The 24,139-nt window shown below is 69.6% G+C and carries 22 protein-coding genes and 1 pseudogene; 15 read left to right on the top strand and 8 right to left on the bottom strand.

Annotation, left to right across the window (positions count from 1 at the left end; genetic code table 11):
* Positions 1-49 precede the first annotated feature (49 nt).
* The 6 genes and pseudogenes from dnaK (at position 50) to ACIBP6_RS41705 (ending at position 7,487) form a co-directional block, all read left to right on the top strand.
* Positions 50-1,912, top strand: a complete 1,863-nt coding sequence (dnaK, locus tag ACIBP6_RS41680; protein WP_132608763.1) for a molecular chaperone DnaK — start codon at positions 50-52, stop codon at positions 1,910-1,912.
* Entirely contained in the window at positions 1,912-2,529 is a 618-nt protein-coding gene (gene grpE / locus ACIBP6_RS41685; protein ID WP_397060089.1) for a nucleotide exchange factor GrpE, read from the top strand. Before dnaK ends, grpE begins: the two co-directional genes overlap by 1 nt.
* Before the next feature lie 21 nt (positions 2,530-2,550).
* Positions 2,551-3,723 carry a molecular chaperone DnaJ gene (gene dnaJ / locus ACIBP6_RS41690; RefSeq protein WP_132608761.1) on the top strand — a complete coding sequence of 391 codons (1,173 nt, stop codon included), beginning with the start codon at positions 2,551-2,553 and terminating at the stop codon, positions 3,721-3,723.
* A 4-nt stretch (positions 3,724-3,727) separates the two neighbouring features.
* Positions 3,728-4,051: pseudogene (locus tag ACIBP6_RS41695) on the top strand (heat shock protein transcriptional repressor HspR); the annotation flags it as partial.
* A gap of 31 nt (positions 4,052-4,082) precedes the next feature.
* Positions 4,083-6,653 carry an ATP-dependent chaperone ClpB gene (clpB, locus tag ACIBP6_RS41700; RefSeq protein WP_397060091.1) on the top strand — a complete coding sequence of 857 codons (2,571 nt, stop codon included), beginning with the start codon at positions 4,083-4,085 and terminating at the stop codon, positions 6,651-6,653.
* Positions 6,654-6,797: 144 nt separating this feature from the next.
* Positions 6,798-7,487: a hypothetical protein gene (locus ACIBP6_RS41705; RefSeq protein WP_397060093.1), complete on the top strand. Its 690-nt coding sequence runs from the start codon at positions 6,798-6,800 to the stop codon at positions 7,485-7,487.
* 98 nt (positions 7,488-7,585) lie between these two features.
* On the opposite strand, the gene ACIBP6_RS41710 is transcribed toward ACIBP6_RS41705, so the two are convergent.
* Complete coding sequence (locus ACIBP6_RS41710; protein WP_397060095.1) at positions 7,586-7,951, bottom strand: nuclear transport factor 2 family protein; 366 nt, start codon at positions 7,949-7,951, stop codon at positions 7,586-7,588.
* Positions 7,948-9,327 (bottom strand): MFS transporter, encoded by a 1,380-nt coding sequence (locus ACIBP6_RS41715; protein WP_397060097.1) that lies wholly within the window; start codon positions 9,325-9,327, stop codon positions 7,948-7,950. Before ACIBP6_RS41715 ends, ACIBP6_RS41710 begins: the two co-directional genes overlap by 4 nt.
* Before the next feature lie 95 nt (positions 9,328-9,422).
* On the opposite strand from ACIBP6_RS41715, the gene ACIBP6_RS41720 reads away from it, so the two are divergent.
* The gene (locus ACIBP6_RS41720) at positions 9,423-9,977 is read left to right on the top strand and encodes a TetR/AcrR family transcriptional regulator (RefSeq protein ID WP_397060099.1); all 555 of its coding nucleotides are present in this window, start codon (positions 9,423-9,425) and stop codon (positions 9,975-9,977) included.
* A gap of 48 nt (positions 9,978-10,025) precedes the next feature.
* Here the strand turns inward: ACIBP6_RS41720 and ACIBP6_RS41725 are convergent, their stop codons facing one another.
* Positions 10,026-10,556, bottom strand: coding sequence for a tetratricopeptide repeat protein (locus ACIBP6_RS41725; RefSeq protein WP_397060101.1), 531 nt, complete (start codon positions 10,554-10,556; stop codon positions 10,026-10,028).
* 171 nt (positions 10,557-10,727) lie between these two features.
* Here ACIBP6_RS41725 and ACIBP6_RS41730 point away from each other — a divergent pair, with 171 nt between their 5' ends.
* On the top strand, positions 10,728-11,048 hold the full coding sequence (locus ACIBP6_RS41730) for a hypothetical protein (protein ID WP_132608754.1): 321 nt from the start codon (positions 10,728-10,730) through the stop codon (positions 11,046-11,048).
* Positions 11,049-11,052: 4 nt separating this feature from the next.
* Here ACIBP6_RS41730 and ACIBP6_RS41735 read toward each other — a convergent pair whose 3' ends face one another.
* The 3 genes from ACIBP6_RS41735 to ACIBP6_RS41745 form a co-directional block, all read right to left on the bottom strand.
* A complete protein-coding gene (locus ACIBP6_RS41735; protein WP_397060292.1) occupies positions 11,053-11,616 on the bottom strand; it encodes a TetR/AcrR family transcriptional regulator in 564 nt (187 codons plus the stop codon).
* Positions 11,617-12,282: 666 nt separating this feature from the next.
* Positions 12,283-13,356, bottom strand: coding sequence for a CapA family protein (locus ACIBP6_RS41740; protein WP_397060103.1), 1,074 nt, complete (start codon positions 13,354-13,356; stop codon positions 12,283-12,285).
* Between the two features lie 60 nt (positions 13,357-13,416).
* On the bottom strand, positions 13,417-14,247 hold the full coding sequence (locus ACIBP6_RS41745) for a helix-turn-helix transcriptional regulator (protein WP_397060104.1): 831 nt from the start codon (positions 14,245-14,247) through the stop codon (positions 13,417-13,419).
* A 133-nt stretch (positions 14,248-14,380) separates the two neighbouring features.
* Here ACIBP6_RS41745 and ACIBP6_RS41750 point away from each other — a divergent pair, with 133 nt between their 5' ends.
* From ACIBP6_RS41750 to ACIBP6_RS41760, 3 genes are read left to right on the top strand one after another with little or no spacing between them, the layout of a single operon-like run.
* Positions 14,381-15,757, top strand: coding sequence for an MFS transporter (locus tag ACIBP6_RS41750; RefSeq protein ID WP_397060106.1), 1,377 nt, complete (start codon positions 14,381-14,383; stop codon positions 15,755-15,757).
* 55 nt (positions 15,758-15,812) lie between these two features.
* The gene (locus tag ACIBP6_RS41755) at positions 15,813-16,220 is read left to right on the top strand and encodes a Fur family transcriptional regulator (RefSeq protein ID WP_397060108.1); all 408 of its coding nucleotides are present in this window, start codon (positions 15,813-15,815) and stop codon (positions 16,218-16,220) included.
* A gap of 19 nt (positions 16,221-16,239) precedes the next feature.
* Positions 16,240-17,688, top strand: coding sequence for a catalase (locus ACIBP6_RS41760; protein WP_397060110.1), 1,449 nt, complete (start codon positions 16,240-16,242; stop codon positions 17,686-17,688).
* A gap of 846 nt (positions 17,689-18,534) precedes the next feature.
* Here the strand turns inward: ACIBP6_RS41760 and ACIBP6_RS41765 are convergent.
* Together ACIBP6_RS41765 and ACIBP6_RS41770 are read right to left on the bottom strand one after the other, a co-directional pair.
* The gene (locus ACIBP6_RS41765; protein ID WP_132608748.1) at positions 18,535-18,762 is read right to left on the bottom strand and encodes a DUF397 domain-containing protein; all 228 of its coding nucleotides are present in this window, start codon (positions 18,760-18,762) and stop codon (positions 18,535-18,537) included.
* A gap of 44 nt (positions 18,763-18,806) precedes the next feature.
* Complete coding sequence (locus ACIBP6_RS41770; RefSeq protein WP_132608747.1) at positions 18,807-19,670, bottom strand: helix-turn-helix domain-containing protein; 864 nt, start codon at positions 19,668-19,670, stop codon at positions 18,807-18,809.
* Positions 19,671-20,418: 748 nt separating this feature from the next.
* Between ACIBP6_RS41770 and ACIBP6_RS41775 the strand changes: the two genes are divergently transcribed.
* From ACIBP6_RS41775 to ACIBP6_RS41790, 4 genes are all read left to right on the top strand, one after another.
* Positions 20,419-20,550, top strand: coding sequence for a hypothetical protein (locus tag ACIBP6_RS41775; RefSeq protein WP_397060112.1), 132 nt, complete (start codon positions 20,419-20,421; stop codon positions 20,548-20,550).
* Position 20,551: 1 nt separating this feature from the next.
* Positions 20,552-21,202, top strand: coding sequence for a hypothetical protein (locus ACIBP6_RS41780; protein WP_397060113.1), 651 nt, complete (start codon positions 20,552-20,554; stop codon positions 21,200-21,202).
* Positions 21,203-21,337: 135 nt separating this feature from the next.
* On the top strand, positions 21,338-23,506 hold the full coding sequence (locus ACIBP6_RS41785) for a molybdopterin-dependent oxidoreductase (RefSeq protein WP_397060115.1): 2,169 nt from the start codon (positions 21,338-21,340) through the stop codon (positions 23,504-23,506).
* 1 nt (position 23,507) lies between these two features.
* On the top strand, positions 23,508-24,119 hold the full coding sequence (locus tag ACIBP6_RS41790; RefSeq protein WP_397060117.1) for an HD family hydrolase: 612 nt from the start codon (positions 23,508-23,510) through the stop codon (positions 24,117-24,119).
* Positions 24,120-24,139: the final 20 nt, after the last annotated feature.

A 24,139-nucleotide genomic window follows, 5' to 3' on the forward strand; every position in this document is an offset into this window, starting at 1 on the left:
TCCATACGTTGAGTCTGACCGACTCAACTTTGACTACAAGGACGTACTCATGGCACGTGCGGTAGGTATCGACCTGGGGACGACCAACTCCGTCGTCTCGATCCTCGAGGGCGGTGAGCCCACCGTCATCGCCAACGCGCAGGGCTCGCGGACCACGCCGTCCGTGGTCGCCTTTGCGAAGAACGGTGAGGTCCTGGTCGGTGAGGTCGCCAAGCGGCAGGCCGTCACCAACGTCGACCGGACGATCCGCTCGGTCAAGCGGGAGATGGGCACCAACTGGTCCCAGGAGATCGACGGCAAGAAGTTCTCGCCGCAGCAGATCAGCGCCTTCGTGCTGCAGAAGCTGAAGCAGGACGCCGAGGCGTACCTGGGCGAGAAGATCACCGACGCCGTGATCACCGTCCCCGCCTACTTCAACGACGCCCAGCGCCAGGCCACCAAGGAGGCCGGCACGATCGCGGGCCTCAACGTGCTCCGCATCATCAACGAGCCGACCGCGGCGGCCCTCGCCTACGGGCTCGACAAGGAGCAGGACCAGACCATCCTGGTCTTCGACCTCGGCGGCGGCACCTTCGACGTCTCGCTGCTCGACGTCGGCCAGGAGGACGGCCACGGCTTCGTCGAGGTCAAGGCCACCTCCGGTGACAACCACCTCGGCGGCGACGACTGGGACCAGCGCGTGGTCGACGAGCTCGTCAAGCGCTTCCAGAACGCCCACGGCGTCGACCTGGCCAAGGACAAGATGGCGCTCCAGCGTCTGCGCGAGGCGGCCGAGAAGGCCAAGATCGAGCTGTCCAGCCAGTCCGAGACCAGCATCAACCTGCCCTACATCACGGCCTCGTCCGAGGGCCCGCTGCACCTCGACGAGAAGCTCACCCGCTCGGAGTTCCAGCGCCTGACGGCCGACCTCCTCGAGCGGACGAAGGGCCCGTTCCACCAGGTCATCAAGGACGCCGGCATCAAGGTCTCCGACATCGCCCACGTGGTGCTCGTCGGCGGCTCGACCCGTATGCCCGCCGTCACCGACCTGGTCAAGGAGCTGACCGGCGGCAAGGAGCCCAACAAGGGCGTCAACCCCGACGAGGTCGTCGCCATCGGCGCCGCCCTGCAGGCCGGTGTGCTCAAGGGTGAGGTCAAGGACGTCCTGCTGCTCGACGTGACCCCGCTGTCGCTGGGCATCGAGACCAAGGGCGGCATCTTCACCAAGATCATCGAGCGCAACACGACGATCCCCACCAAGCGCTCCGAGGTCTTCACCACGGCCGAGGACAACCAGCCGTCGGTGCAGATCCAGGTCTTCCAGGGCGAGCGCGAGATCGCCGCGTACAACAAGAAGCTCGCGACCTTCGAGCTGACCGGCATCGCGCCTGCGCCGCGCGGCATCCCGCAGATCGAGGTCACCTTCGACATCGACGCCAACGGCATCGTCAACGTCTCCGCCAAGGACCTCGGCACGGGCAAGGAGCAGACGATGACGATCACCGGCGGCTCCGCGCTGCCGAAGGACGACATCGAGCGCATGATGCGCGAGGCGGAGTCGTACGCCGAGGAGGACAAGAAGCGCCGCGAGGAGGCCGAGGTCCGCAACAACGCCGACGGCCTGGCCTACCAGACGGAGAAGTTCCTTCGCGAGAACGACGACAAGGTCCCGTCCGACATCAAGACCGAGGTCAACGACGCCCTGGCCGAGCTGAAGAAGGCTCTGGAGGGCACCGACACCGACGTCATCCGCACCTCGGCCGAGAAGCTCGCGACGGTCAGCCAGAAGATGGGCTCGGCGATCTACGCCCAGGGCCAGCAGGCCGGCGGCGCCGAGGGCGCCCCGCAGGACACCACGACCGGTGACGGCCAGAAGGCCGACGACGACGTGGTCGAGGCCGAGATCGTCGACGACGAGCCGAAGGACAAGTGATGCCGCCGCGTGAAAACGGGCACGAGGAGCCGGTGATCCGCGACAACCGCAAGATCGACCCGGAGACGGGCCAGGTCCGCGAGCACGCCCCCGCGGAGGAGGCGGCCGAGCAGCCGCCCGCCGCGGAGGCGCCGCCCGCCCAGGCGGCCGCCGGCAGCGAGGAGCTGCAGGCGCAGCTCGCCGAGCGCACCGCCGACCTGCAGCGCCTCCAGGCCGAATACGTGAATTACCGCAAGCGCGTCGAACGCGACCGCGTCGCGGTCAAGGAGCAGGCGGTCGCGGGCACGCTCATGGAGCTGCTGCCCGTGCTCGACGACATCGGCAGGGCGCGCGACCACGGCGAGCTCACGGGGGGCTTCGCGAAGGTGGCCGAGTCGCTGGAGGCGGCCGTCGCCAAGCTGGGGCTCACCCCGTTCGGGCAGAAGGGCGACCCCTTCGACCCGATGGTCCACGAGGCGCTGATGCACAGCTACTCGCCGGACGTGACCGAGCCGACCGCGATCGAGGTGCTGCAGCCCGGCTACCGCCTGGGCGAGCGGGTGCTGCGCCCGGCGCGGGTGGCCGTCGCCGAGCCCGAGGACGCCCCTCCCGCGTCCCATGACGAAGAAGACAACTGACACCAGGACGAAGGGCCGTAGATGAGCACCAAGGACTACCTGGAGAAGGACTACTACGCCGTCCTTGGTGTGCCCAAGACCGCCACCGCCGACGAGATCAAGAAGGCGTACCGCAAGCTGGCGCGCCAGTACCACCCCGACAGCAACCAGGGCGACGCGACCAAAGAGGCCAAGTTCAAGGAGGTCTCCGAGGCCTACGACGTCCTGTCCGACAGCAAGCGCCGCAAGGAGTACGACGAGGCGCGCACGCTGTTCGGCTCCGGGGTGGGCGGCCAGCGGGCCGGCGGTGGCGGTTTCCCGTTCGACTTCGGCGACCTGTTCGGCGGCACCGGGCAGGGCACGAGCGGGGGTACGGGGGATCGGCTCGGCGATCTTTTCGGCGGGCTGTTCAACCGGGGTGGAGCCACCCGTACCGGCACCACCACCCGCCCGCGGCGCGGCCAGGACGTCGAGTCCGAGGTCACGCTGACGTTCACCGAAGCGGCCGAGGGCACCACCGTGTCGCTCAGGCTGACCAGCTCGGCCGCCTGCACCGCGTGCAGCGGCACCGGCGCCAAGGCGGGCACGACCCCCAGGGTCTGCCCCACCTGTGAGGGCACCGGCGCGGCCAGCCGCAACCTGGGCAACTTCGCCTTCTCCGAGCCCTGTCGCGACTGCAAGGGCCGCGGGCTGATCGTGGACGACCCCTGCCCCGTGTGCGAGGGCAGCGGCCGGGCCAAGAGCACCCGCACGATCCAGGCCCGCATCCCGGCGGGCGTGGCCGACGGCCAGCGCGTCAAGCTCAAGGGCAAGGGCGCGCCGGGCGAGAACGGCGGCCCGGCGGGCGACCTCTACATCCAGACGCACGTCAAGCAGCACGCCGTGTTCGGCAGGGCGGGCGACAACCTGACGATCACCGTGCCGGTGACGTTCACGGAGGCCGCCCTCGGCGCCGAGATCAAGGTGCCCGTGCTCAAGGGCCTGCCGGTCACGCTGCGCATCCCGCCGGGCACACCCAACGGCCGCACGTTCCGCGTACGCGGCAGGGGCGTCACCCGCAAGGACGGCACCAAGGGGGACCTGCTCGCCACCGTCGAGGTAGTGGTGCCGCAGACGCTCGACGACAAGTCACGTGAGCTGCTCACCGAGTTCAACACCGCGACCGCGGGAGAGGACCCGCGCGCTGAGCTCATTCAGCGAGCCAGAAGCGAGTAAGCCGATGGACGCCAACTATTTCGACCTGTCAGACGACACCCCTGTCTATGTGATCTCGGTGGCCGCGCAGCTGTCGGGCCTGCACCCGCAGACCCTGCGGCAGTACGACCGGCTGGGGCTGGTCAGCCCCGGGCGCACGGCGGGGCGCGGCCGCCTCTACTCCACGAGAGACATCATCCAGCTCCGCGAGGTGCAGCGGCTCTCCCAGGAGGAGGGCATCAACCTCGCGGGGATCAAGCGGATCCTCGAGCTCGAGAACGAGAATCTCCGGCTGCGCGAGGAGGTCCACCGCCTGCGCGCCGAGATGCGGATGGTCCGGGCGCTGATCCGCTACGAGCTGCCACCGGGGGCCTAAGGACATGGACTACAAGCTCACCCAGAAGAGCCAGGAGGCGCTCTCGGGTGCCATGCGGCGCGCCGCCGCCGAGGGCAACCCGGAGATCTCCCCGGCTCACCTGCTGACCACGCTGCTCACCCAGACGGGCGGCACCGCCGTGCCGCTGCTGGAGGCGGTCGGCGCCGACTGGCGCGCGATCCGCACCCGCGCGGAGGAGCAGCTCGCGGCGCTGCCGAAGGCGCAGGGCGCGACGGTGGGGGCCCCGTCGAGCTCGCGTCAGCTGCTGACGGTGCTCAACACCGCCGCCCATCACGCCAACCGCCTCGAAGACCTCTACGTCTCGACCGAGCACCTCCTGGTGGGCCTGGCCGCCGACGGCGGCCAGGCGGCCGAGCTGCTGAAGTCGCAGGGCGCGACCCCGCAGGCGCTGCTCGACGCGTTCGAGAAGGTACGCGGCCACGCCCGCGTCACCAGCGAGACCCCTGAAGACACCTACCAGGCGCTGGAGAAGTACGGCGTCGACCTGACCGAGCGGGCCCGCAGCGGCCAGCTCGACCCGGTCATCGGCCGCGACTCCGAGATCCGCCGCGTGATCCAGGTGCTCAGCCGGCGCACCAAGAACAACCCGGTGCTGATCGGCGAGCCCGGCGTCGGCAAGACCGCCGTCGTGGAGGGCCTGGCCCAGCGCATCGTGGCCGGCGACGTGCCCGAGTCGCTGCGCAACAAGCGGCTGATCGCGCTCGACCTGGGCGCGATGGTGGCCGGCGCGAAATACCGCGGCGAGTTCGAGGAGCGGCTCAAGGCCGTGCTCTCCGAGATCAAGGAGAGCAACGGGCAGGTCGTGACGTTCATCGACGAGCTGCACACCGTCGTCGGCGCGGGGGCCGCCGAGGGCGCGATGGACGCCGGCAACATGCTCAAGCCGATGCTGGCCCGCGGTGAGCTGCGCATGATCGGCGCGACCACGCTCGACGAATACCGCGAGCGCATCGAGAAGGACCCGGCGCTGGAGCGCCGCTTCCAGCAGGTCTACGTGGGCGAGCCGTCCGTCGAGGACACCATCGCGATCCTGCGCGGGCTCAAGGGCCGCTACGAGGCCCACCACCAGGTGCAGATCGCCGACAGCGCGCTGGTGGCCGCCGCCGCGCTGTCCGACCGCTACATCACCAGCCGTTTCCTGCCCGACAAGGCCATCGACCTGGTCGACGAGGCCGCCTCGCGGCTGCGCATGGAGATCGACTCCCGTCCGGTGGAGATCGACCAGCTCCAGCGCGGCGTCGACCGGCTGAAGATGGAGGAGCTGGCCCTGTCCAAGGAGACCGACGAGGCCTCCGTGCAGCGGCTGGAGCGGCTGCGCCAGGAGCTGGCCGACCGCCAGGAGGAGCTCAACGCCCTCGTCGGCCGCTGGGAGCAGGAGAAGGCCGGCCTCAACAAGGTCGGCGAGCTGAAGAAGCAGCTCGACGAGGCGCGCGGCGCGGCCGAGCGGGCGCAGCGCGACGGCGACTTCGAGACCGCCTCCCGCCTGATGTACGCCGAGGTGCCCCGGCTGGAGCAGGCGCTCCAGGCCGCCTCCGAGGCCGCGCCGCCGGAGAACGCCATGGTCAAGGAGGAGGTCGGCCCCGACGACATCGCCGAGGTGATCTCGTCCTGGACGGGCATCCCGGCCGGTCGGCTGCTGGAGGCCGAGACGGCCAAGCTGCTGCGCATGGAGGAGGAGCTGGGCAGGCGTCTCATCGGCCAGCGGCAGGCCGTCCAGGCGGTCTCCGACGCCGTACGCAGGAGCCGGGCGGGCATCGCCGACCCCGACAGGCCGACGGGCTCGTTCCTGTTCCTCGGGCCGACCGGCGTGGGCAAGACCGAGCTGGCCAAGGCGCTGGCGGAGTTCCTGTTCGACGACGAGCGGGCGATGACCCGCATCGACATGAGCGAGTACTCCGAGAAGCACAGCGTGGCCCGGCTCGTCGGCGCGCCTCCCGGCTACGTCGGCTACGAGGAGGGCGGCCAGCTCACCGAGGCCGTCAGGCGGCGCCCGTACACCGTGGTGCTGCTCGACGAGGTGGAGAAGGCCCATCCTGAGGTCTTCGACATCCTGCTGCAGGTGCTCGACGACGGCCGGCTGACCGACGGCCAGGGCCGTACGGTCGACTTCCGCAACACGATCCTGATCCTCACCTCCAACCTCGGCTCGCAGTTCCTGGTCGATCCCCAACTGGAGAACGACGCCAAGCGCGAGGCCGTGATGGGGGCGGTGCGGGTCGCGTTCAAACCGGAGTTCCTCAACCGGCTCGACGACGTGATCGTCTTCGACGCGCTCGGCACCGAAGAGCTGACCCGGATCGTCGACCTGCAGGTCGACCGCCTGGCCCGGCGCCTGGCCGACCGCAGGCTGACGCTGGAGGTCACGCCGGCGGCCCGCGACTGGCTGGCCCTGACCGGCTACGACCCGATGTACGGCGCCCGCCCGCTGCGCCGCCTGGTCCAGTCCGCCATCGGCGACAAGCTGGCCAAGGCGGTCCTGTCGGGCGAGATCATCGACGGCGACAAGGTCAACGTCGACCTGGGCGACGACGAACTCCTCGTCCAACGCGCCTGATCCGGGCGAGGGAGCCGCCGCGGAGCGAGGCCCATGAACGCATAAGGTTCGCTCCACCCTTAGGACAAGCGGCGCTCCCCCGCCGAGCCGCGTCACTACGGTCACGTTTCGTCAGATCAGCGAAACCGATCAGAGGGACGTGCAGTGTCAGTGCAGAAGATCCGGAGCATCGTCGCGACCGCCGCTCTGGCCGCAGGGGTCGGCTGCTTGTCCACCGGCCCGGCGGCCGCGGACTCCTGCGCGAAAGCAGACCCCGCGCTGCTGTCATCCACGGCGATCGCCTCCTACTGCGACCGGCACGCCGCGCCGCGGCTCGGCGAGACCGTCTCGGGCAGCAGCCGGTTCGTCACCGGCGAGAGCGCCAGGCTGGCCATGGCGGCCGGCGAGCTGGCCCATGGCCTCGGGCTGACCGGCCTGGCGGCGGCGAAGCCGGTGCTGGGCACGGCCGACCTGGGCGGCGTGGCGGCCACCTGGGGCATGCCGGCGCTGACCTCGGCCTCGCCCGCCGGTCTCCCGCTCGCTCCCGACCCGCGCACGCTGAAGGACCTGTCGACCGCGGCGGGCGTCGCCTCGCTGCCGGTGCTGCCGCAGGTGCCCGAGATGGCGGGGACGGCGCTGAGGGCCGGCCTGCCGGAGGCGCGGTTCGACGAGGGCCTGCGCGGCAGCGGCATCGCCCGCTCCGACCTCGAATCGCCGCAGCACCTCGCCGAGCCCGTGCAGGAGGTCAGCGAAAAGGTGATGGACGTGCTGCCGAAGGCGGTGGAGAGCGTCGAGGGCACCCAGATGCTGGTGGGCGGCGTCACGGCGATCGCGCCGGGCCTCGGAGCGCGATGAGCCACCCTGTCCGGGCGCGGATCGTGCCTGCCGCGCCCGGATTCCCATAACCGAAGAGGCCGCGGTCACCGGCGACCGCGGCCTCTTCGCGTGGGGACTCAGCGCCCGACGAACTGGTGATCGCTGCGGATCAGCCCGTGCTCGTCGAGCTGGAGGACGTCGTAGCCGACGGAGTCGACCTCGCCGGTGTCGCGCCTGATCATCTCCCACGTCAACCGCACGGCCTGGTGGTGCCCGTCGGCGCCCGGCCCGGCACGGAACATGTAGACCCCGGGCGCGACCCACTGCTCGTACGCGGCGGCGACGCGCTCTTCCAGCTCGGCGTGGCCGTGGAATTCGCGGGTGGGCGTGTAGTGGGCGGCGTCCGGCGCGAACAGCCCGGCGACGGCCGCGCGGCGGGCCTCGGCGTCGGGTTCGTTCCAGAGGGCGGCGTAGCGGCGCGCGAGGTCGTTCAGGTCTGTCATGCGATGCTCTCCTCTTTGACACGAGTACGGGCGCCGGCGGCGCTCGGCACCAGCTGGACGAGCCCGGCGACGGCGATGGCGATGGCGACGAGGTAGATCAGCCCGTGCTGGAACGCCTGGCTCACGCCGTCCGGCAGGCTGCCGTAGTAGACGATCCCGACGATCCCGACGCCGAGCGCCGAGCCGACCTGCTGGGTGGTCGTGAGCACCCCGGCCGCGGCGCCGGCCTGCTGCGGGGCGACCCTGGCCAGCACGGTGCCCATGATCGGGGCGAGCGCCAGCCCCATGCCGAACCCGTCCACGGCCAGTGCGGGCGCCAGCCAGCCGACGGGCGCCCCCGAGGCGACCATGGCGAGTATGGCGACAAGGCCGGCGGCCCTGATCAGCCCGCCCAGAGCGATCGTCTGACGGCCGAACCACGCGACGAACCGGGGCGCGAGCAGCGAGGCCGCCAGATACCCCGCGCCTATGGGCGCGAAGACCAGACCGGCCTGCAACGCGTCCAGCCCGACCCCGTCCTGGACGTACAGGGCGAAGATCAGGAAGTACGCGGCCATGCCCATGGTGAACGCGAGCTGGGTGAGCAGGCCGGCGGTGAAGGCCCGCTCGCGGAACAACGTCAGGTCGATCAGCGGCGAGGCGTGCCGCCGCCTGCCGTAGGCGACGAAGAGCACGACCGCAGCGACCGGCGACAACCACGTCCACAGCGGCCAGCCCTGCTCGCGCCCTTCGATGAGCGGCAGCAGGATCGCGACCAGCGCGAGCGTGACGAGGACGGCACCACCCAGGTCGAGCCGTACGGGAGCGCCGGTGCGGCTCTCCGGGACCACGCGGCGGGTCAGGGCCAGCGCGGCCACGCCGATCGGCACGTTGACCAGGAAGCACGCCCGCCAGCCGAGCCCGAACAGGTCGGCCTGGATCAGCAGGCCGCCGATGAGCTGGCCGAAGACGGCGGCCAGCCCCATGGTCATGGCGTACGCGTTGAGCGCCCTGGCCTGGGCGGCCCCGCTGTAGGCGGTACGCAGGATGGCCAGCACCTGCGGGGCGAGCACGGCGGCGGCGATCCCCTGGGCGATCCGGGCGGCGATCAGCGCGCCGGCGCCGGGAGCCAGGCCGCAGCCGATCGAGGCGAGGGTGAACAGGGCCAGGCCGACCGCGAACATGCGGCGCCGGCCGAGGACGTCGCCGAGCCGTCCGCCGAGGACGAGACCTGAGCCGTAGGCCAGGCCGTACCCGGCGACGACCCATTCGATCGCGGCGGGGCCGGCGTGCAGGTCGCGCTGGATGGCGGGAATGGCGACGTTGACGATGAAGAAGTCCAGGATCGTGAGGAACACGCCGGTCAACACGGTGGGCAGGGTGCCCGCGCGGGGCATGGCGACTCCGATAGATAGAACGGTTGGTATACGCAGGGCTTATTAGATAGAATGAGCGATCTACTGTCAACCGCGTGCCAGGAATCGATGGTGTGATGAGCAGACCCGGACCTCGCGAACGGCTCCTCGAAGCCGCCGGCGACCTGACGTACGAACAGGGTGTTCACGTCGGGGTCGATGCGATACTCAAGCGCGCCGACGTCGCGCGCCGTTCGCTCTACCAGCACTTCGGCGGCAAGGAAGGGCTGATCGCCGAGACGCTGCGGCAGAAGCACGCCGGCGTCGCGGCCCGTTACCGCCAGGTGATGGACGACGCCGGCGACGATCTACGCGAGCGGATCCGCGCCGTCTTCGACGAGCTGGACAAGATCACGACTGCGGACTCGTTCCACGGCTGCCGCTACACGGCGGCGGAGCTCGCCCTCACCGATCCCGATCATCCGGCCCACGCCGAGGTCCGCGCGTACAAGGACGGGATGCATCAGATGTTCGCCGACGAGCTGCGCCGGCACGGGCATCCGGCGCCCGAGCGCGGGGCCGACCAGTTGCTCGTGCTCGTGGACGGAGTGCTCGCGCACGCCGTCACCCGGCCCGAGGCCCATCCGGCGCTGGCCGCGCGCGAGCTGGCGGAGTTGGTCGTCAGGGCATGACGACGAGGGCCCTGCCGATGACGGCGGGCCCTCGCGGGGGCTCAGCCGTCAGGAGACGAGCGCGTCGAGCTCGTCCTCGGGCAGCCCGAGGTCGACCCGGATGCGGTAGCGCGTGCGCAACACCGCCACCTGCTCGGGATCTCCCTCGTCACACCCCAGGGCGGCCTGGGTCGCCCAGTCGAGCCCCCCTTGCAGATCGCCGTAGGCGACCAGCGTCTCGGCGATCGTGTGAGCGGTCGCCGTGGAGACGTCGCCCTCGCCACGGATGGTCTCGATGACCTCCCTCGCCTCATCAGGCCGGTCGAGCTCGAACAGCGTGTCGGCGATGCCGGCCCGCGGGTCGAAACCCGCGTCGCCGCCGTCCTGGACCGCGCGCTGGAAGCACTCCATCGCACGCGCGGGCTGGCCCGCCGCTCGCCACTCTTCAGCGGCGAGGACCAGGATGGACGCCCTGGAGACGTCGCCGGACGAGTAGTCGAGCGCGACGTCGTAGAGCCGACTGGCCAGGGAACTGTGGTCGTCGGCCAGCAGGGCCTGCTCAAGCAGATGATCAAGGTGCTCACGGGTCACATGCGCCACACCGCGAGACTACCGAGCGACTCGGGTCTTTGCCCGGTCAATCCGCATCGCCGGTCCCGCACAAATTAGGTAACGTCTTGCCCAATCGCCCCGCGGATGGGCGTGTCCACGCAGGTCAGAGGGCATATACCAAGCACTTTGCCGCCACGCGAGCGGAGGGACTGTATGGGCATGTCCAAGCAGCTGACCTTCACGCTGGCCTGTGCTGTCGTCATGTCGGCCGTCGTTCCCGGAGTGGCCGGCTATCTGTCGGCCCGTTTCGAGGCCATCGAATCAGCCGAACGCAACCTGCGCGCGATCGAGGCCCGTCTCGACGTGCGCGAGGCCAGGGGCGCGCGTCCGGTCTCGTTCGCGCCGTGCGGGCGCACGCCCGACGCACCGCGGTTGCAGGAGCTGCCGGCGACCGCGCTCGGAGACGACGAAAGCAGGAAACGCTGGGCCCGCGACATGCCGGCCTGGCTCGAAGAGGTCGAGCAGGCCGGCCGCAACTGACCGCCTAGTGCGGCGACCACGACTTGAGCTGACGTGACAGGAAGCCCCTGATCAGGTGTTTGGCCGCGTCGATGATCTCGGGATCGCCGTCGGGGTCGCGGCGGAAGGCCAGTTTCAGTACGGCGTCGCCGGCCTCCACCCCCACCAGCACGGCCAGGTCGAGCGCCGCGCTGTCGGCCAGCCCGAACTCCTTCAGGAACAGCCCGCGCAGCCGTCCCGCTATCACGGTGTTGTTGTCGGAGTCGGAGTCGAGCAGGTTGAGGTCGACGACGTCGCCGAAGTGCAGGCTCTTGAAGCCTGAGACCGTACGGTGCATGTCGACGTAGATGTCGATGATCGCGTCGACCGCCTCCCACCAGCCGCGGTAGTCCTCCTCGAGGAAGCGGCGGTCGACTCTGCGGACGAACTCCTCGACATTGCGCCGGGTGAGCTCCTGGGTGATGGCTCGTTTGTCAGGAAAGAACTGGTAGACCGACCCGATCGCCACACCCGCCCGTTCGGCGATGCGCGTCGTCGACAAGGCTTCGTAGCCTGCTTCGTCGAGCAGTTCGGCGCAGGCGTCGAGCATGCGCTCGACGCGCCGGGCGCTGCGGCGCTGCGCGGGTTTGCGTCTGAGGGCTTGGGGGGCGGCGCACTCGTCATCCGTTTGCGGCGAAGACACGAACTTATCTTCTCCTGTTTGGGCGATCATTACCTGCCAATTTACGGATTTCTCGGGGGACGCCCCGACCTGGCCGGCCTGCGCATCGCAGGCGGCGAAATCCCGGACAGGGCATAACCGATTTTCCCCTCCAGGACGACCGATACAACAGGCTGATTTCGGTCACGGTTCGCAGAATGTGCGCCGCCACCCGATCTCCCGACACCCGCGCCCCCACCGGACAGCCGACGCCGCCTTCGGCGCCCTGACCGGCCGGTTCGGTCGCCGATCGTCTCCACGGCCGCCGTCGAGACCGGCGTGGGCATCCGAGACGGCACGAACGCGGCCGGCTGCCCGCCTCCGGCCGTTCGATCATGGCGGCGCCGCGAGCATTGTTCACCATAATGTCCGACACGCACATATTCATCGTCGATATTTCGGGGAAATTCCTCCACCTGTTCGATATCGGCGACATCTACCTGCACGTGTGCCGTGCCACCTCACGTGTGGCCGCCTCACGTGTGGCCGCCTCTGTCAGCGCCCCGAGCGCAGGCAGGTCGGCGCCGGACTCCACCCAACCGCGCAACGCCCTTGTCAGGGTTTCGCGGACAGCCCCGTGCAGGAACGCAGCGCCTTCCAGTCGGCCACCGCCTGGGTCCGGGCGGCGCCCTTCATCGGTACGGGGATGCCCCCCTGGATGGTGGCGGGCGTCCAGGCGTCCTTGAGGATCTTCCGGCCCTCGATGGTCAGGGTCAGCACCCCGGTCCTGCCGGTGGTGGCGGGGTTGGAGTTGTAGAAGACGAAGTTGCCCATGCCGTAGTTGACGTAGGCGTCGTCCAGGTAGCCGGAGCCGAGCAGGATGTGCGCGTGTCCGCCGACGACCACGTCCGCCCCCGCCTCCACCAGCTTGGGGGCGAGCGAGAGCTGTGCCTCGTTGGGGCACTTCTGCAGCTCGGTGCCCCAGTGCAGGTGCACGATCACGGTGTCGGAGTCCTTGCGCGCCTTCTTGACGGCCCTCAGCAGCGCGGCCTCCTCCTTGGCCGAGGCCAGGCCGCCCTGGTCGGCGGTGGCCGTCCACGACTGGATGAACTCGGCGTCCATCACCTGGGTGGCTCCGATGATCGCCACCCGGTTGCCGTTCACGGTCTTGCGAAAGGCCCGGTACGCCTGCGCCGCGTCCTTCCCGATGCCCACGACGGGGAACTTGCCGCTCTTGGCGGCGGCCAGCGAGTCGGCGAGCCCCGACTGCATGTAGTCCATGCCGTGGTTGTTGGCCATCGACGCGACGTCCACCCCGGCCGCCTTCAGCGCGGTGAACGCGCTGGACGGGGCACGGAAGGTGTACTGCTTGCCCGGCGCGGGAGTGCCCCCCGTGGTGACGGCCGTCTCCAGGTTGACCATCGCCAGGTCGGCCTTGCGCAGCACGCCGGCGATCGGCCCGAGCGCCGTGCGCGGGTTGGCGAGACGGCCGCGCAGCATCCCCTCGAAGTGGACGTCCCCGCCGAACGCGATGGTGAACGGCCGCCGCTCCGGCGTCGGTTCCTCGGTCGGCTCTGCCACCGCCTGCCGGTCGACCGGGGCCAGCTGCGGCTCCCGCTCCGGAGCCGGGGAGCACGCGGCCAATAAGGCGACCACGGCGAACAACGGGAGGGCATGGGGGATTCTCATCTACCGCCACTTCCGCTCGAATCCTGACATTTAGCATCCGAGCATGCCATGCAGGGCGGACTAACGTGCAGCTTCCCCCATCAATGCGGACACAGCCGTACGGGTCTCGTCGTCCAGAGGTGTGTAGACGATCAGCCGGAGCTCGGGCACCGCCGTGAGGCTGGTCGTGCTGAAGCGCAACGTCCCGTACGCCACATGCCGGAACGCCTTCACCCTGGGCCCGGGCTCGGCGACGTCCTGCCGCGCCCACAGCCGCGCGAACTCCGCGCTCTCCTCGCTGAGCCGCCGGACGAAGTCCTGCCAGCTGGGGTCGTCGGCATGCCGGCTGTAGGCGCCCCTGAAGACGGCCACCGCCCGTGCGAGCTCGTTGTCGCGGTCGAGCAGCAGGGTGGTGGGCGAGGGGTTGAGGCAGCTCTGCCAGAGCGAGTTGCGCTCTCCTTCCGGCGCGCCGGTCAGCTCGGGGAACAGCCCCGCGTACGCGGCGTTCCAGGCCAGGGCGTCGCAACGACTGTTGGCCACGCAGGCCGGCATGTCGCCGAGCCGGTCGAGGATCTCCCGGATCTCGGGCGTCACCTGGCTGCAGTCGACCGGGACCGGCTCCTCGGTCTGGCCCGCCAGCCGGTAGAGGTGGCGGCGTTCGGCGGTGTCGAGCCGGAGGGTGCGCGCGATCGCGTCGAGCACCTGGCTGCTGGCGTTGATCGGCCGCCCCTGCTCCAGCCACGTGTACCAGGTCACCCCGACGCCCGCGAGCTGGGCGACCTCCTCGCGGCGCAGGCCCGGCGTGCGCCTGCGGGGCCCGGGGGCGAGATCGACCATCTCGGGGGTGATCCGCTCGCGCCGGCTGCGCAGGAACGCCGACAGGTCCGTACGCCTCGCCTCTGCCACGTTCACCTTTCCACTATGGGGGCATACGGCAGCGTTTATCCAGGTGCTCGTAATACCAGTATAAAGAGGCTCTCGTTACTGGTATCCAGCCTGCCACACACTAGTCACCATGTCGCAAACTGCCGCAGTTTCCTCTCGTGTGACGACCACGTCACCGGGATCGAAGGCCGGCGGCCTGCTCCTGGCGATCATCCTCGTCGGGCAGTTCCTGGCCATCCTGAACGTCAACATCGTGAACGTGGCCACCCCCACCATCGAGTCGGACCTGCACTCCTCCGGCGCGGGGCTGCAGATGGTCGTGGCCGGATACACCATTGTCTACGCCGTCCTGTTGATCACCGGAGCCAGGGTCGGCGACCTGTTCGGCTATCGCAGGGCGTTCCTCGGCGGTTTGGCGGTTTTCACGGTCACCACACTCGCGGCGGGTCTCGCACCGGGGACGGGCTGGCTCGTGGCCTCCCGGCTGATCCAGGGCGCCGGGGCCGCGATGATGATGCCGCAGGTCATGACGTTGATTCAGCGCAACTACCACGGCCAGGCGCGCGGCCGGGCGATCGGCCTGTGGTCGCTGGTGATCAGCGGCGGCATCGTGGTCGGCCAGGCGCTCGGCGGCATCCTGCTGGGCCTCGGCCTGGGCTGGCGGATCCTGTTCCTGGTGCTGGTTCCCGTCGCGGTGCTGCTGCTGGTGGCCGGGATGCGGGTGCTGCCGTCCGACAGCGGCGGCGGCAAGGCGGGGCTCGACCCGGCCGGCCTGGTGACCCTGTCCGCCGCCGTGCTGCTCCTGGTGGTTCCCCTCGTGCTCGGACGCGACCTCGGCTGGCCGGTGTGGGGCTGGCTCTCGATGGGGCTGAGCGTCGTGATGTTCGGCGCGTTCGTCGCGATCGAACGGTGGGTGACGTCCCGGGGCGGCCGTCCCCTGGTGGACGCCCGGGTGCTGCGCGCGCCCGGCATGCGGCCCGGGCTGGCGATCCTGCTGTTCGGCCCGGCCACCTGGGGCGCGTTCCTGTTCGTCTCGGCCCTGCACCTGCAGGGCGACCTGCACATGACGCCGCTCGCCTCCGGGATGATGATGGTGCCCTGCGCGCTGGCCTTCGGCCTGGTCGGGCTCGCCTGGCCGCGCCTGCCCATGCGCCTGCAGCGCCCGCTCGTGCCCGTCGGCTACGTGGTCGCCGCGCCCGCCTATGTCGGGCTCGGCCTCGCCGCCGGTGGCGGCCTGTCGTACGCGATCATGAGCGCCCTCATCGGCGCCGGGCTGGGCGTGCAGGTCGCGGTGACGAACATGGCGACCGAGCAGGTCGACGGTGCGTACGCGGCCGACGCCAGCGGTGCGCTGCTCACCGTCATGCAGCTCGGCCAGGTCATCGGCGTCGCCACGGTGGGAACGCTGTTCATCACGCTGCAGGGGCGCAGCGCCTCCGCCTCGCTGGTCTCCTCCCTCGCCATGGCGGGCCTCGCGGTCCTCGCCGGGCTGAGCGCCCTCTTCCTGGCCCGCCGCCGCGCCCCTGCCACGCTTTAAACTTGGATTGCTCGCAAACTTGAACAACTCAAGTTAAGGGCGTAGGTTGTGCTCCATGGGGGATGACGACCTGCTCCGGAAGGCCGGGCTGCGGGTCACTGCGGCCCGGCTGGCGATCATGCAGACCGTGCGCGACGGCGACCACCTCGACGTGGACGGCGTCCACCGCGGTGTGCGCCGGCGCGTCGGGCAGGTGTCGCTCCAGGCCGTCTACGACTCGCTGCACGCGCTCCACAGGGCCGGGCTCGTCCGCAAGATCGAGCCCATGGGCAGTCCGGCCCGCTACGAGTCGCGCGTCGGCGACAACCACCACCACCTGGTGTGCCGGCGGTGCGGAACCGTGACCGACGTCGACTGCACGGTGGGCGTCGCCCCCTGCCTCGAACCCGCGGACGACGCGGGTTACGTCGTGGACGAAGCCGACATCACGTTCTGGGGCGTGTGCCCGAGCTGTCAAAGATGATTTCCGGAAGGACCGCGCTATGACGAACAGGCCTGTCACCACCGACGACGCCGGCATCCCCGCGCCGAGCGACGAGCACTCGCTCTCCGTCGGTCCGAACGGCCCGCTGCTCCTGGCGGATCACTACGTGATCCAGAAGATGGCCCACTTCAACAGGGAGCGCGTCCCGGAGCGGGTGGTGCACGCCAAGGGCGGCGGCGCCTACGGCACCCTCCAGATCACCGAGGACGTCAGTCAGTACACCAGGGCCAAGCTCTTCCAGAAGGGCGTGGAGACCCCGCTCTTCCTGCGTTTCTCGACCGTCGCCGGTGAGCTCGGCAGCGCCGACACCGCGCGTGACCCGCGCGGCTTCGCGATCAAGTTCTACACCGAGGACGGCAACTACGACATCGTCGGCAACAACACGCCGATCTTCTTCATCCGCGACCCGCAGAAGTTCTCCGACTTCATCCACAGCCAGAAGCGGCGTCCGGACAACCACCTGCGCGACAACAACATGCAGTGGGACTTCTGGACGCTCTCGCCCGAGTCGGCGCACCAGGTCACCTTCCTGATGACCGACCGCGGCACGCCGGCCAGCTGGCGGCACATGCACGGCTTCGGCTCGCACACGTTCCTCTGGTACAACGCCGCCGGCGAGAAGTACTGGGTGAAGTACCACTTCAAGACCGACCAGGGCATCCAGAACTTCACCGCCTCCGAGGCCGCGGCGCTGCAGGCCACGGACCCCGACCACCACACCCGCGACCTGTTCTACGCGATCCAGCGCGGCGAGCACCCGTCCTGGACGGTGAACGTGCAGATCATGCCGTTCGAGGCCGCGGCCGACTACCGGTTCAACCCGTTCGACCTGACCAAGGTGTGGCCGCACAGCGACTACCCCGAGATCACGATCGGCCGGTTCGTGCTCAACCGCAACCCGGAGAACTACTTCGCCGAGGTCGAGCAGGCGGGCTTCGAGCCGGCGAACCTGGTGCCCGGCATCGGCGCCTCGCCGGACAAGATGCTGCAGGGCCGGCTGTTCTCGTACCCGGACGCCCACCGCTACCGGATCGGGCCCAACTACCTGCAGCTGCCGGTCAACAAGCCGCGCGTCCCCGTCAACTCCTACAACTTCGACGGGCCGATGACCTTCCAGAACCCGGCGGGTCCGGTGTACGCGCCCAACTCCCTCGGCGGCCCGGCCGCCGACCCGTCCCTGTACGAGGGCGAGAACTACCACGTCACGGGCGAGATCATCCGCTCGGCGTACACCAAGCACGCCGAGGACGACGACTACGTCCAGCCGCGCACCCTCTGGGAGAACGTGCTGTCCGACACGGACCGCGCCCACCTGGTGAGCAACATCGTCGGCCACGCCTCGGCCCCCGAGGTCACCTCCGACATGAAGAAGCGCGTCGTGGAGTACTGGACCAACATCCACAAGGACCTCGGCCACGGCGTAGCCCAGGGCCTGGGCATCGCCTGACCCGAAACACCCCGGCGCGGCCCGCGTTTCCGCGAAACGCGGGCCGTGCCTGTGACGCGCGTTCCCGCCGATGAACGCTTCCGGCCGAGGCCGGGCAGGGAGAACGACGCGGGTGCCCGCTGACCGGACGCGGCACAGCGCACGAGCGCGGAGACCCAGCCTCCGTCGACGCTCACGGTCTGGCCGGTCACGTACGAGCTCGCGTCCGTGGCCGGCGAAGAAGAGCGCCGCCTGGGCGACGTCCTCCGGCTCACCGAGGCGCCCCCGAGCGTACTGCGCGGCGCCCGCCTCAACCCACTGTGATGCTCATCGGTCGCGCCTCGGACTGATCGCCCGGGCACACCGGCGGACTGCCACGCCCGCCGGCACCCCGGTCGGCGGCAAGAGCCGCCCGATGGCTTCTCGGCAGAACCAGACGGCACGCCGTCGAATACGGAATCGGCCGGCCGCGTCCAATACCGTCTGGGCGCGGCCGGCCGATCTCCAGAACGCGGGCCGTTTCTTTCGACGTCAATGCTTTTCGGCAAGAAATGGCCGCCAAATCATCCAGATGCCGATCCGGCTCACCGGTGGTGCCGAGCTTTCTTGTGCGCGCATCCCGCTGCAGCCGGCCAGTCGGCTTCTTCGTCAAGGTGCCGGGCATGCTCGGCGGGCATCCGGTTGGGGAGCACCCGGTCAACACCGGCCGATGAGGTGTGCCGAAGCTTGATCAACATGGTGGAGGATGTGCCATGCTGTGCGGGTCTTCCACGCTCGAGGCCAAGGAGCGGGGGAGCCTCTCGGAGGCGCTGTCTCCATCCGAACGGCCCTGATTGGTTGTGCCAGCAACTCGCCAGGGCCGTTCTCTTAGGACGCGCTGACCTGCAACGAGGCCAGATCGAACTCACCGTCGCGGACGCCGGCCGTGAACGCGGCCCACTCCGCCGGAGTGAAGACCAGGACAGGGCCGTCCTGCTCCTTGCTGTCCCTCAGCGCGACGTTGCCGTCGGCCAGCGGGGCGACCTCTACGCAGGCGGATGCGCCGTTGCAGAAGCTGCTCTTCCGCCAGGCCGCCACCTTGGTGTGGATGTCCATGCTCTCCCCAAATACGTAAAGGGGCGCCATTGCCCCTCTTTGGTTTATCGTCGCCAGATCATGGCTTTTCGCTGGATGAGAACTCGCGACTCGTCCTCGTCCAGCGCCTCCGACCGGATGTGGTCGAAAGCTGCTTCATATCCCGCCACGCGCCCGCGGTCTTCGACGAAATCGGCAGAATACAGTTGCTCTAGATATACGACATCGTCAAACGCCGCAAACTTCAGGTGGATGAACGCGCCGGTATTGACCGCATGGAGTGCCTCCAGCGGCAGGACATGGATGCGTACGTGCGGCAGCAGGGAGACCTCCAGGAGGTGCTCCATCTGCTCCCGCATCACCGTGGGCTCTCCGAAGCGGCGCATCAACGCCGACTCGTCGAGAACCACGGTGACCTCACACGGGTCCGGTCGGTGCAGGACCCGCTTCTGCCTGCTGAGGCGCGCCTCGACCCGGCTCCGGACACCGCTGTGCGTGATGCGAGCGATGCCACGGGTCGCCAGAATGACCTCCCTGGCGTAATCCTCGGTCTGCAGGGTGCCAGGCACGATCTGGGGTTCCCAGTTGCGCTGGACCGTCGCCTCAGCCTCCAGCCCGAGGAATCTTGTGTACTCCTCGGGCAGGGTGTCTTCGTAATCTTCCCACCAGCCCCGCTGCTCCGCATCTCGCAACAGGCCGAAGAGTTCGTCAAGTTTGTCACCGTCGACGCGGTAGAGCTTTGCCAGAGCCTTGATGTCGTCGGTGCTCGGCATGGTCTTGGCCGCTTCGATGCGGCTCACCTTGCTCGCCGACCAGCCGAGGTCTCGGGCCGCCTTGGCGCCTGTGAGCTTGCAACGCTCTCGGAGGAGGCGTAACTCCTGGCCCAGCCGAAGCCGCCGGACCGTCGGACTGCCCTGCTGCGATGGCACCGTCGACACTCCTTCTCGGGGGAATGGAGGTGTAGCCGGAAGGATTGTTTGGGGCCCGGCTTTCGGGGCCGTTCGCTCAATCTTACACTGCAACTTGCACGAGGAGTCCCACACAGCCTTGCCAGAAGGCTTTCATGGGTAGAGCGTAGTAGGCAAGACAACCTCCGCGAGGATGCCCGGAGTGGATCAGGTTTTCCGGCGACTGCCGGGCAACCCTTCCTGAGTCGATACTTCCGGTGCAAGTTGCAGAACAAGAAGCGAAGAAAATTAAATCTTCCGTTGCTCGAAGTATTGCAGCATCGGCAAGCTCGGGGGACGATCTGAACCAGGAAGGTTCTCGAGTGGCGAGGAGGCCGGAGATGACGACACGGCCGTACACACCGGGCTTTCCAGCATCGATCAAGCGGCCCCGCGGGGCTCGCGTCACCGGCAACGGCGCCGTCCCGGAAAAGAAGCTGTGCACCAGGGAGGCCGTTTGCCGGAAGGATCACACCGTCGACTGACGAATTCAGCGCATCTCTGCTCGATCGAGCACGCACAAAGCCGGACCGAGGCTGACCACCAGGTCACCGCATTATGGGCTGCCACCCTGCGGCCGACCGGTCAATCAGCCTGCGGACCAGCCAAGAAGCCACCTCTGAATTGCCGCGAAAGGGGTCTTCTCATGTACTCACAAGGTACCAAGGCAATCCACCGAATCAAGTCCCGGATCCGGGAACTCATCGTGTGGGCGGATCGCGAAATCTGCATGGAGCCCGACGAGTTCGCACACCGCATGGGCTGGACCGTGGCCCGCACCGGGTTCGGCTCCCGCCGCTACCGTGACCCACGCTTCGACCAGCTGCGCAGCCCAAGCCGAGTGACCGAGGAGGTGTCCTGACATGCCGAGGAACCCGCGTAACCAGATCTACCCCGCCATCGAGGATCTCCCCGCCGCCGGCCGCGCGGGTCTCCTGCTCAGGCTCTGGCGGGCCCGTACCGAGCTGCTGATGCTCGCCGGGCTGGGGCTGGTCGCAGTGGCCCTGATGCAGGCCGCCGGAGAGGGACGGTGGTTGCCGTTCGTCGTGCTGACCAGCGCGATCTCGGCGCCCGCCGCCACCAGGACGGGCCGGAGCTGGATCGCCGCCCACTTCTGGTGCGTGGTCTCCCGGCACCGCGTCCAGCGGGTCTGCCTGGAGACCACGATGCACACCAGGGCGGGCCGGATCCCGCTGGTGTGGTGGATCACGCCGACGACCGCGGGCGAGAAGGCGTTGATCATGACCAGGGCGGGCATCTCCGCCGAGGAGTTCGAGGCGTACCGCGAGGAGATCGCGGCGGCCTGCTGGGCGCGCAGCGTCAACGTCTACCGGCACCGCACCCGCGCCCAGTTCCTCATCGTGGAGATCGTCCGCCGCGACGAGGCGCCCGGCGCCTTCTCCCCCGGCCTGGAACGCCTGTACGGGCGCCGCTCCTGGATCTGCCTGAGGTCCGACCTCGAGGAGCCGCCTGATCTGCGCACCGAGGTCCTCCTGCCGCGTGTCGCCGCCTGAGGCGACGCGGTGAAGCCTGGGGATAGGGGCCATTCCCAGGGGTGCAAGCCCCGGAGACCGCGGGGGCTCCGGGGCTTCCCCATGCCCGGGGGTACGCGCCAAGATGAGTTCATCTAACGAACTCAGGGAGTCGCGATGACGTCGATCGTCCACCGGACCTGCCCCCTCTGCGAGGCCGTCTGTGGCCTGACGCTGACCCTCGGCGAAGACGGGCACGTGACCAGCGTCCGCGGCGACAAGGACGACCCCTTCAGCAAGGGCTTCATCTGCCCCAAGGGGGCCAGCCTCGGCCGGCTCGACGAGGATCCCGACCGGCTGCGCACACCGCTGGTCGGGGGCCGCGAGGCGACCTGGGAGGAGGCGTTCGCCGCGGTGCGCGCGGGTCTCGGCCGCGTCGCCGACCGCCGCTCCGTCGCCGTCTACCTCGGCAACCCGAACGCCCACACCATGGCCGGCGCGCTCTACGTCGCCCCGCTGGTCAAGTCGCTCGGCACGCGCAACGTCTTCAGCGCGGCCACCGCCGACCAGATGCCCAAGCACGTGGCCTGCGGGCTCATGTTCGGCCATCCGATGGCGGTCCCCGTGCCCGACCTCGACAGGACCGACCACCTGCTCATGCTGGGCGCCAACCCGCTGGAGTCGAACGGCTCCCTGTGCACCGCGCCCGACTTCCCGGGCCGGCTCAAGGCCCTGCGCCGGCGCGGCGGCCGGCTCGTCGTCGTGGACCCCCGCCGTACGCGGACGGCGGCACTGGCCGACGAGCACGTGTTCATCCGCCCGGGGACGGACGCCTACCTGCTGTTCGGGATGGTGCACACGTTGTTCGCCGAGGACCTGGTCACGCCGTCGCACGAGGTCAACGGGCTGGCCGAGCTGCGCGAGGCGGCCAAGCACTTCCCGCCGGAAGACGTCGCGCGGCGTACCGGGGTGGCGGCCGAGGTGGTCGTGCGGCTGGCGAGGGAGCTGGCGGCGGCGCGTACGGCGGCCGTCTACGCGCGGATCGGCACCTGCACGGCCGAGTTCGGCACGCTGGCCCAGTGGCTGGTGGACGTGCTCAACGTCCTGACCGGCAACCTCGACCGGCCGGGCGGCGCGATGTTCCCCAAGCCGGCCACGGAGTTCCTCGCGCGACGGCGTCCCCATGCGGTGGGGCGGTGGAGGAGCCGGGTGCGGGGGCTGCCGGAGGTGAACGGCGAGCTGCCGGTGGCCACGCTCGCCGACGAGATCGAGACGCCCGGCGAAGGCCAGGTCAAGGCCCTGATCACGGTCGCGGGCAACCCCGTGCTGTCGGCCCCGCACGGCGACCGCCTCGACCGGGCGTTCGCGGGGCTCGACTTCATGGTGAGCGTGGATCCGTACCTGAACGAGACCACCCGGCACGCCGACGTGATCCTGCCGCCGCCGCGGATGCTGCAGTCGGGCCACTACGACTTCGCGCTGCTCGGCTTCGCCGTACGCAACTACGCCCGGTACTCGCCGCCCGCGCTGCCGCTGGACGGCCGGCCGTCCGAGGGCGGGATCCTGGCGCGGCTGGCCCAGATCGCCTCCGGCATGGACGGCGACCTCGACGCGTACGTCATCGACGACCTGCTGGGCAAGGCCACCCAGACGCCCGGCTCCGGCGTCGAGGGCCGCGACCCGGCCGAGCTGCGCGACCTGCTGGACGGCGCGACGGGCGCCGAACGCCGGCTCGATCTCATGCTGCGCCTCGGCCCGTACGGCGAGTGGTCCGGCAAGGGCGACCTGTCGCTGCGCCGGCTGCTCGACCACCCGCACGGCATCGACCTGGGCCCGCTGGAGCCCCGGCTGGACGAGCTGCTCAGGACGCCTTCCGGGCTGGTCGAGCTGGCCCCGCCGCTGCTGGTCGAGGACGTGCGGCGGCTGCGCGCCAAGCTGAAGGAGGAGCCGCCGGAGATCGTCCTGATCGGACGGCGCCACCTGCGCTCCAACAACAGCTGGATGCACAACGTGGCCCCGCTGGTCGGCGGGAGCAACACCTGCACGCTGCAGATCAACCCGGCCGACGCGGCCCGGCTGGGCCTGGCCGGCGAGGCGGTCGTACGCTCGGCGAAAGGCCAGGTCACGGTGGTGCTGGAGCCCACGGAGACGATCATGCCGGGCGTGGTCAGCCTGCCGCACGGCTGGGGGCACGAGGACAGCGCGCAGAGCGTCGCGGCCCGGCACGCGGGCGTCAGCGCCAACGCGCTGACCGACGATTCCACGATCGACGTTCCGAGTGGTAACGCAGTGTTCAACGGAGTTCCGGTCACGATTTCACCAACCGGGGTGATCAGCGCACATTAGGGTGTCGCGCGTGACTATCGCGCCAGAAGAGGACCGCCTGAACGCTCAGATCGCCTTCGCCGTCGAAATCGACAAGTTGAAGCGGATCATCCGCCGCAACCACTTGATCGACGGCTCCCGGCGGGAGAACACCGCCGAGCACTCATGGCACGTGGGCATGCTGGCGATGGTCTTCGGCGAGCATGCCCCGCCGGGGACGGATCTGCAGCGGGTGGTCGCCATGTTGCTCGTCCACGACCTGGTGGAGATCGACGCCGGTGACACGTTCATCTACGACCCCGTGGAGGTGGCCGCGCAGGCCGAGGCCGAGCGGGCCGCCGCGGACCGCATCTTCGGCCTGCTGCCCGCCGATCAGGGGGTGTGGATGCGGGAGTTGTGGGAGGAGTTCGAGGCCATGAAGACGCCGGAGGCCAGGTTCGCCAAGGCGCTCGACCGGTTCGCCCCGATCCTGGCCAACCACCTCACCGAGGGCGGCACGTGGCCGCTGTTCAAGGTCAAGGCCGCCCAGGTGAAGGAGAAGGTGCGCATCATCCAGGAGGGCTCCCCGTCGCTGGGCGCGTACGCCCTGCAGCTCGTGGAGCTCTCGGTCGCGAGGGGTCACCTGGCCGAGTGATGCCAGCGAGGCTGGGGTAG

It is taken from the genome of Nonomuraea terrae (genome assembly GCF_044465245.1).
GTDB lineage: Bacteria > Actinomycetota > Actinomycetes > Streptosporangiales > Streptosporangiaceae > Nonomuraea > Nonomuraea terrae.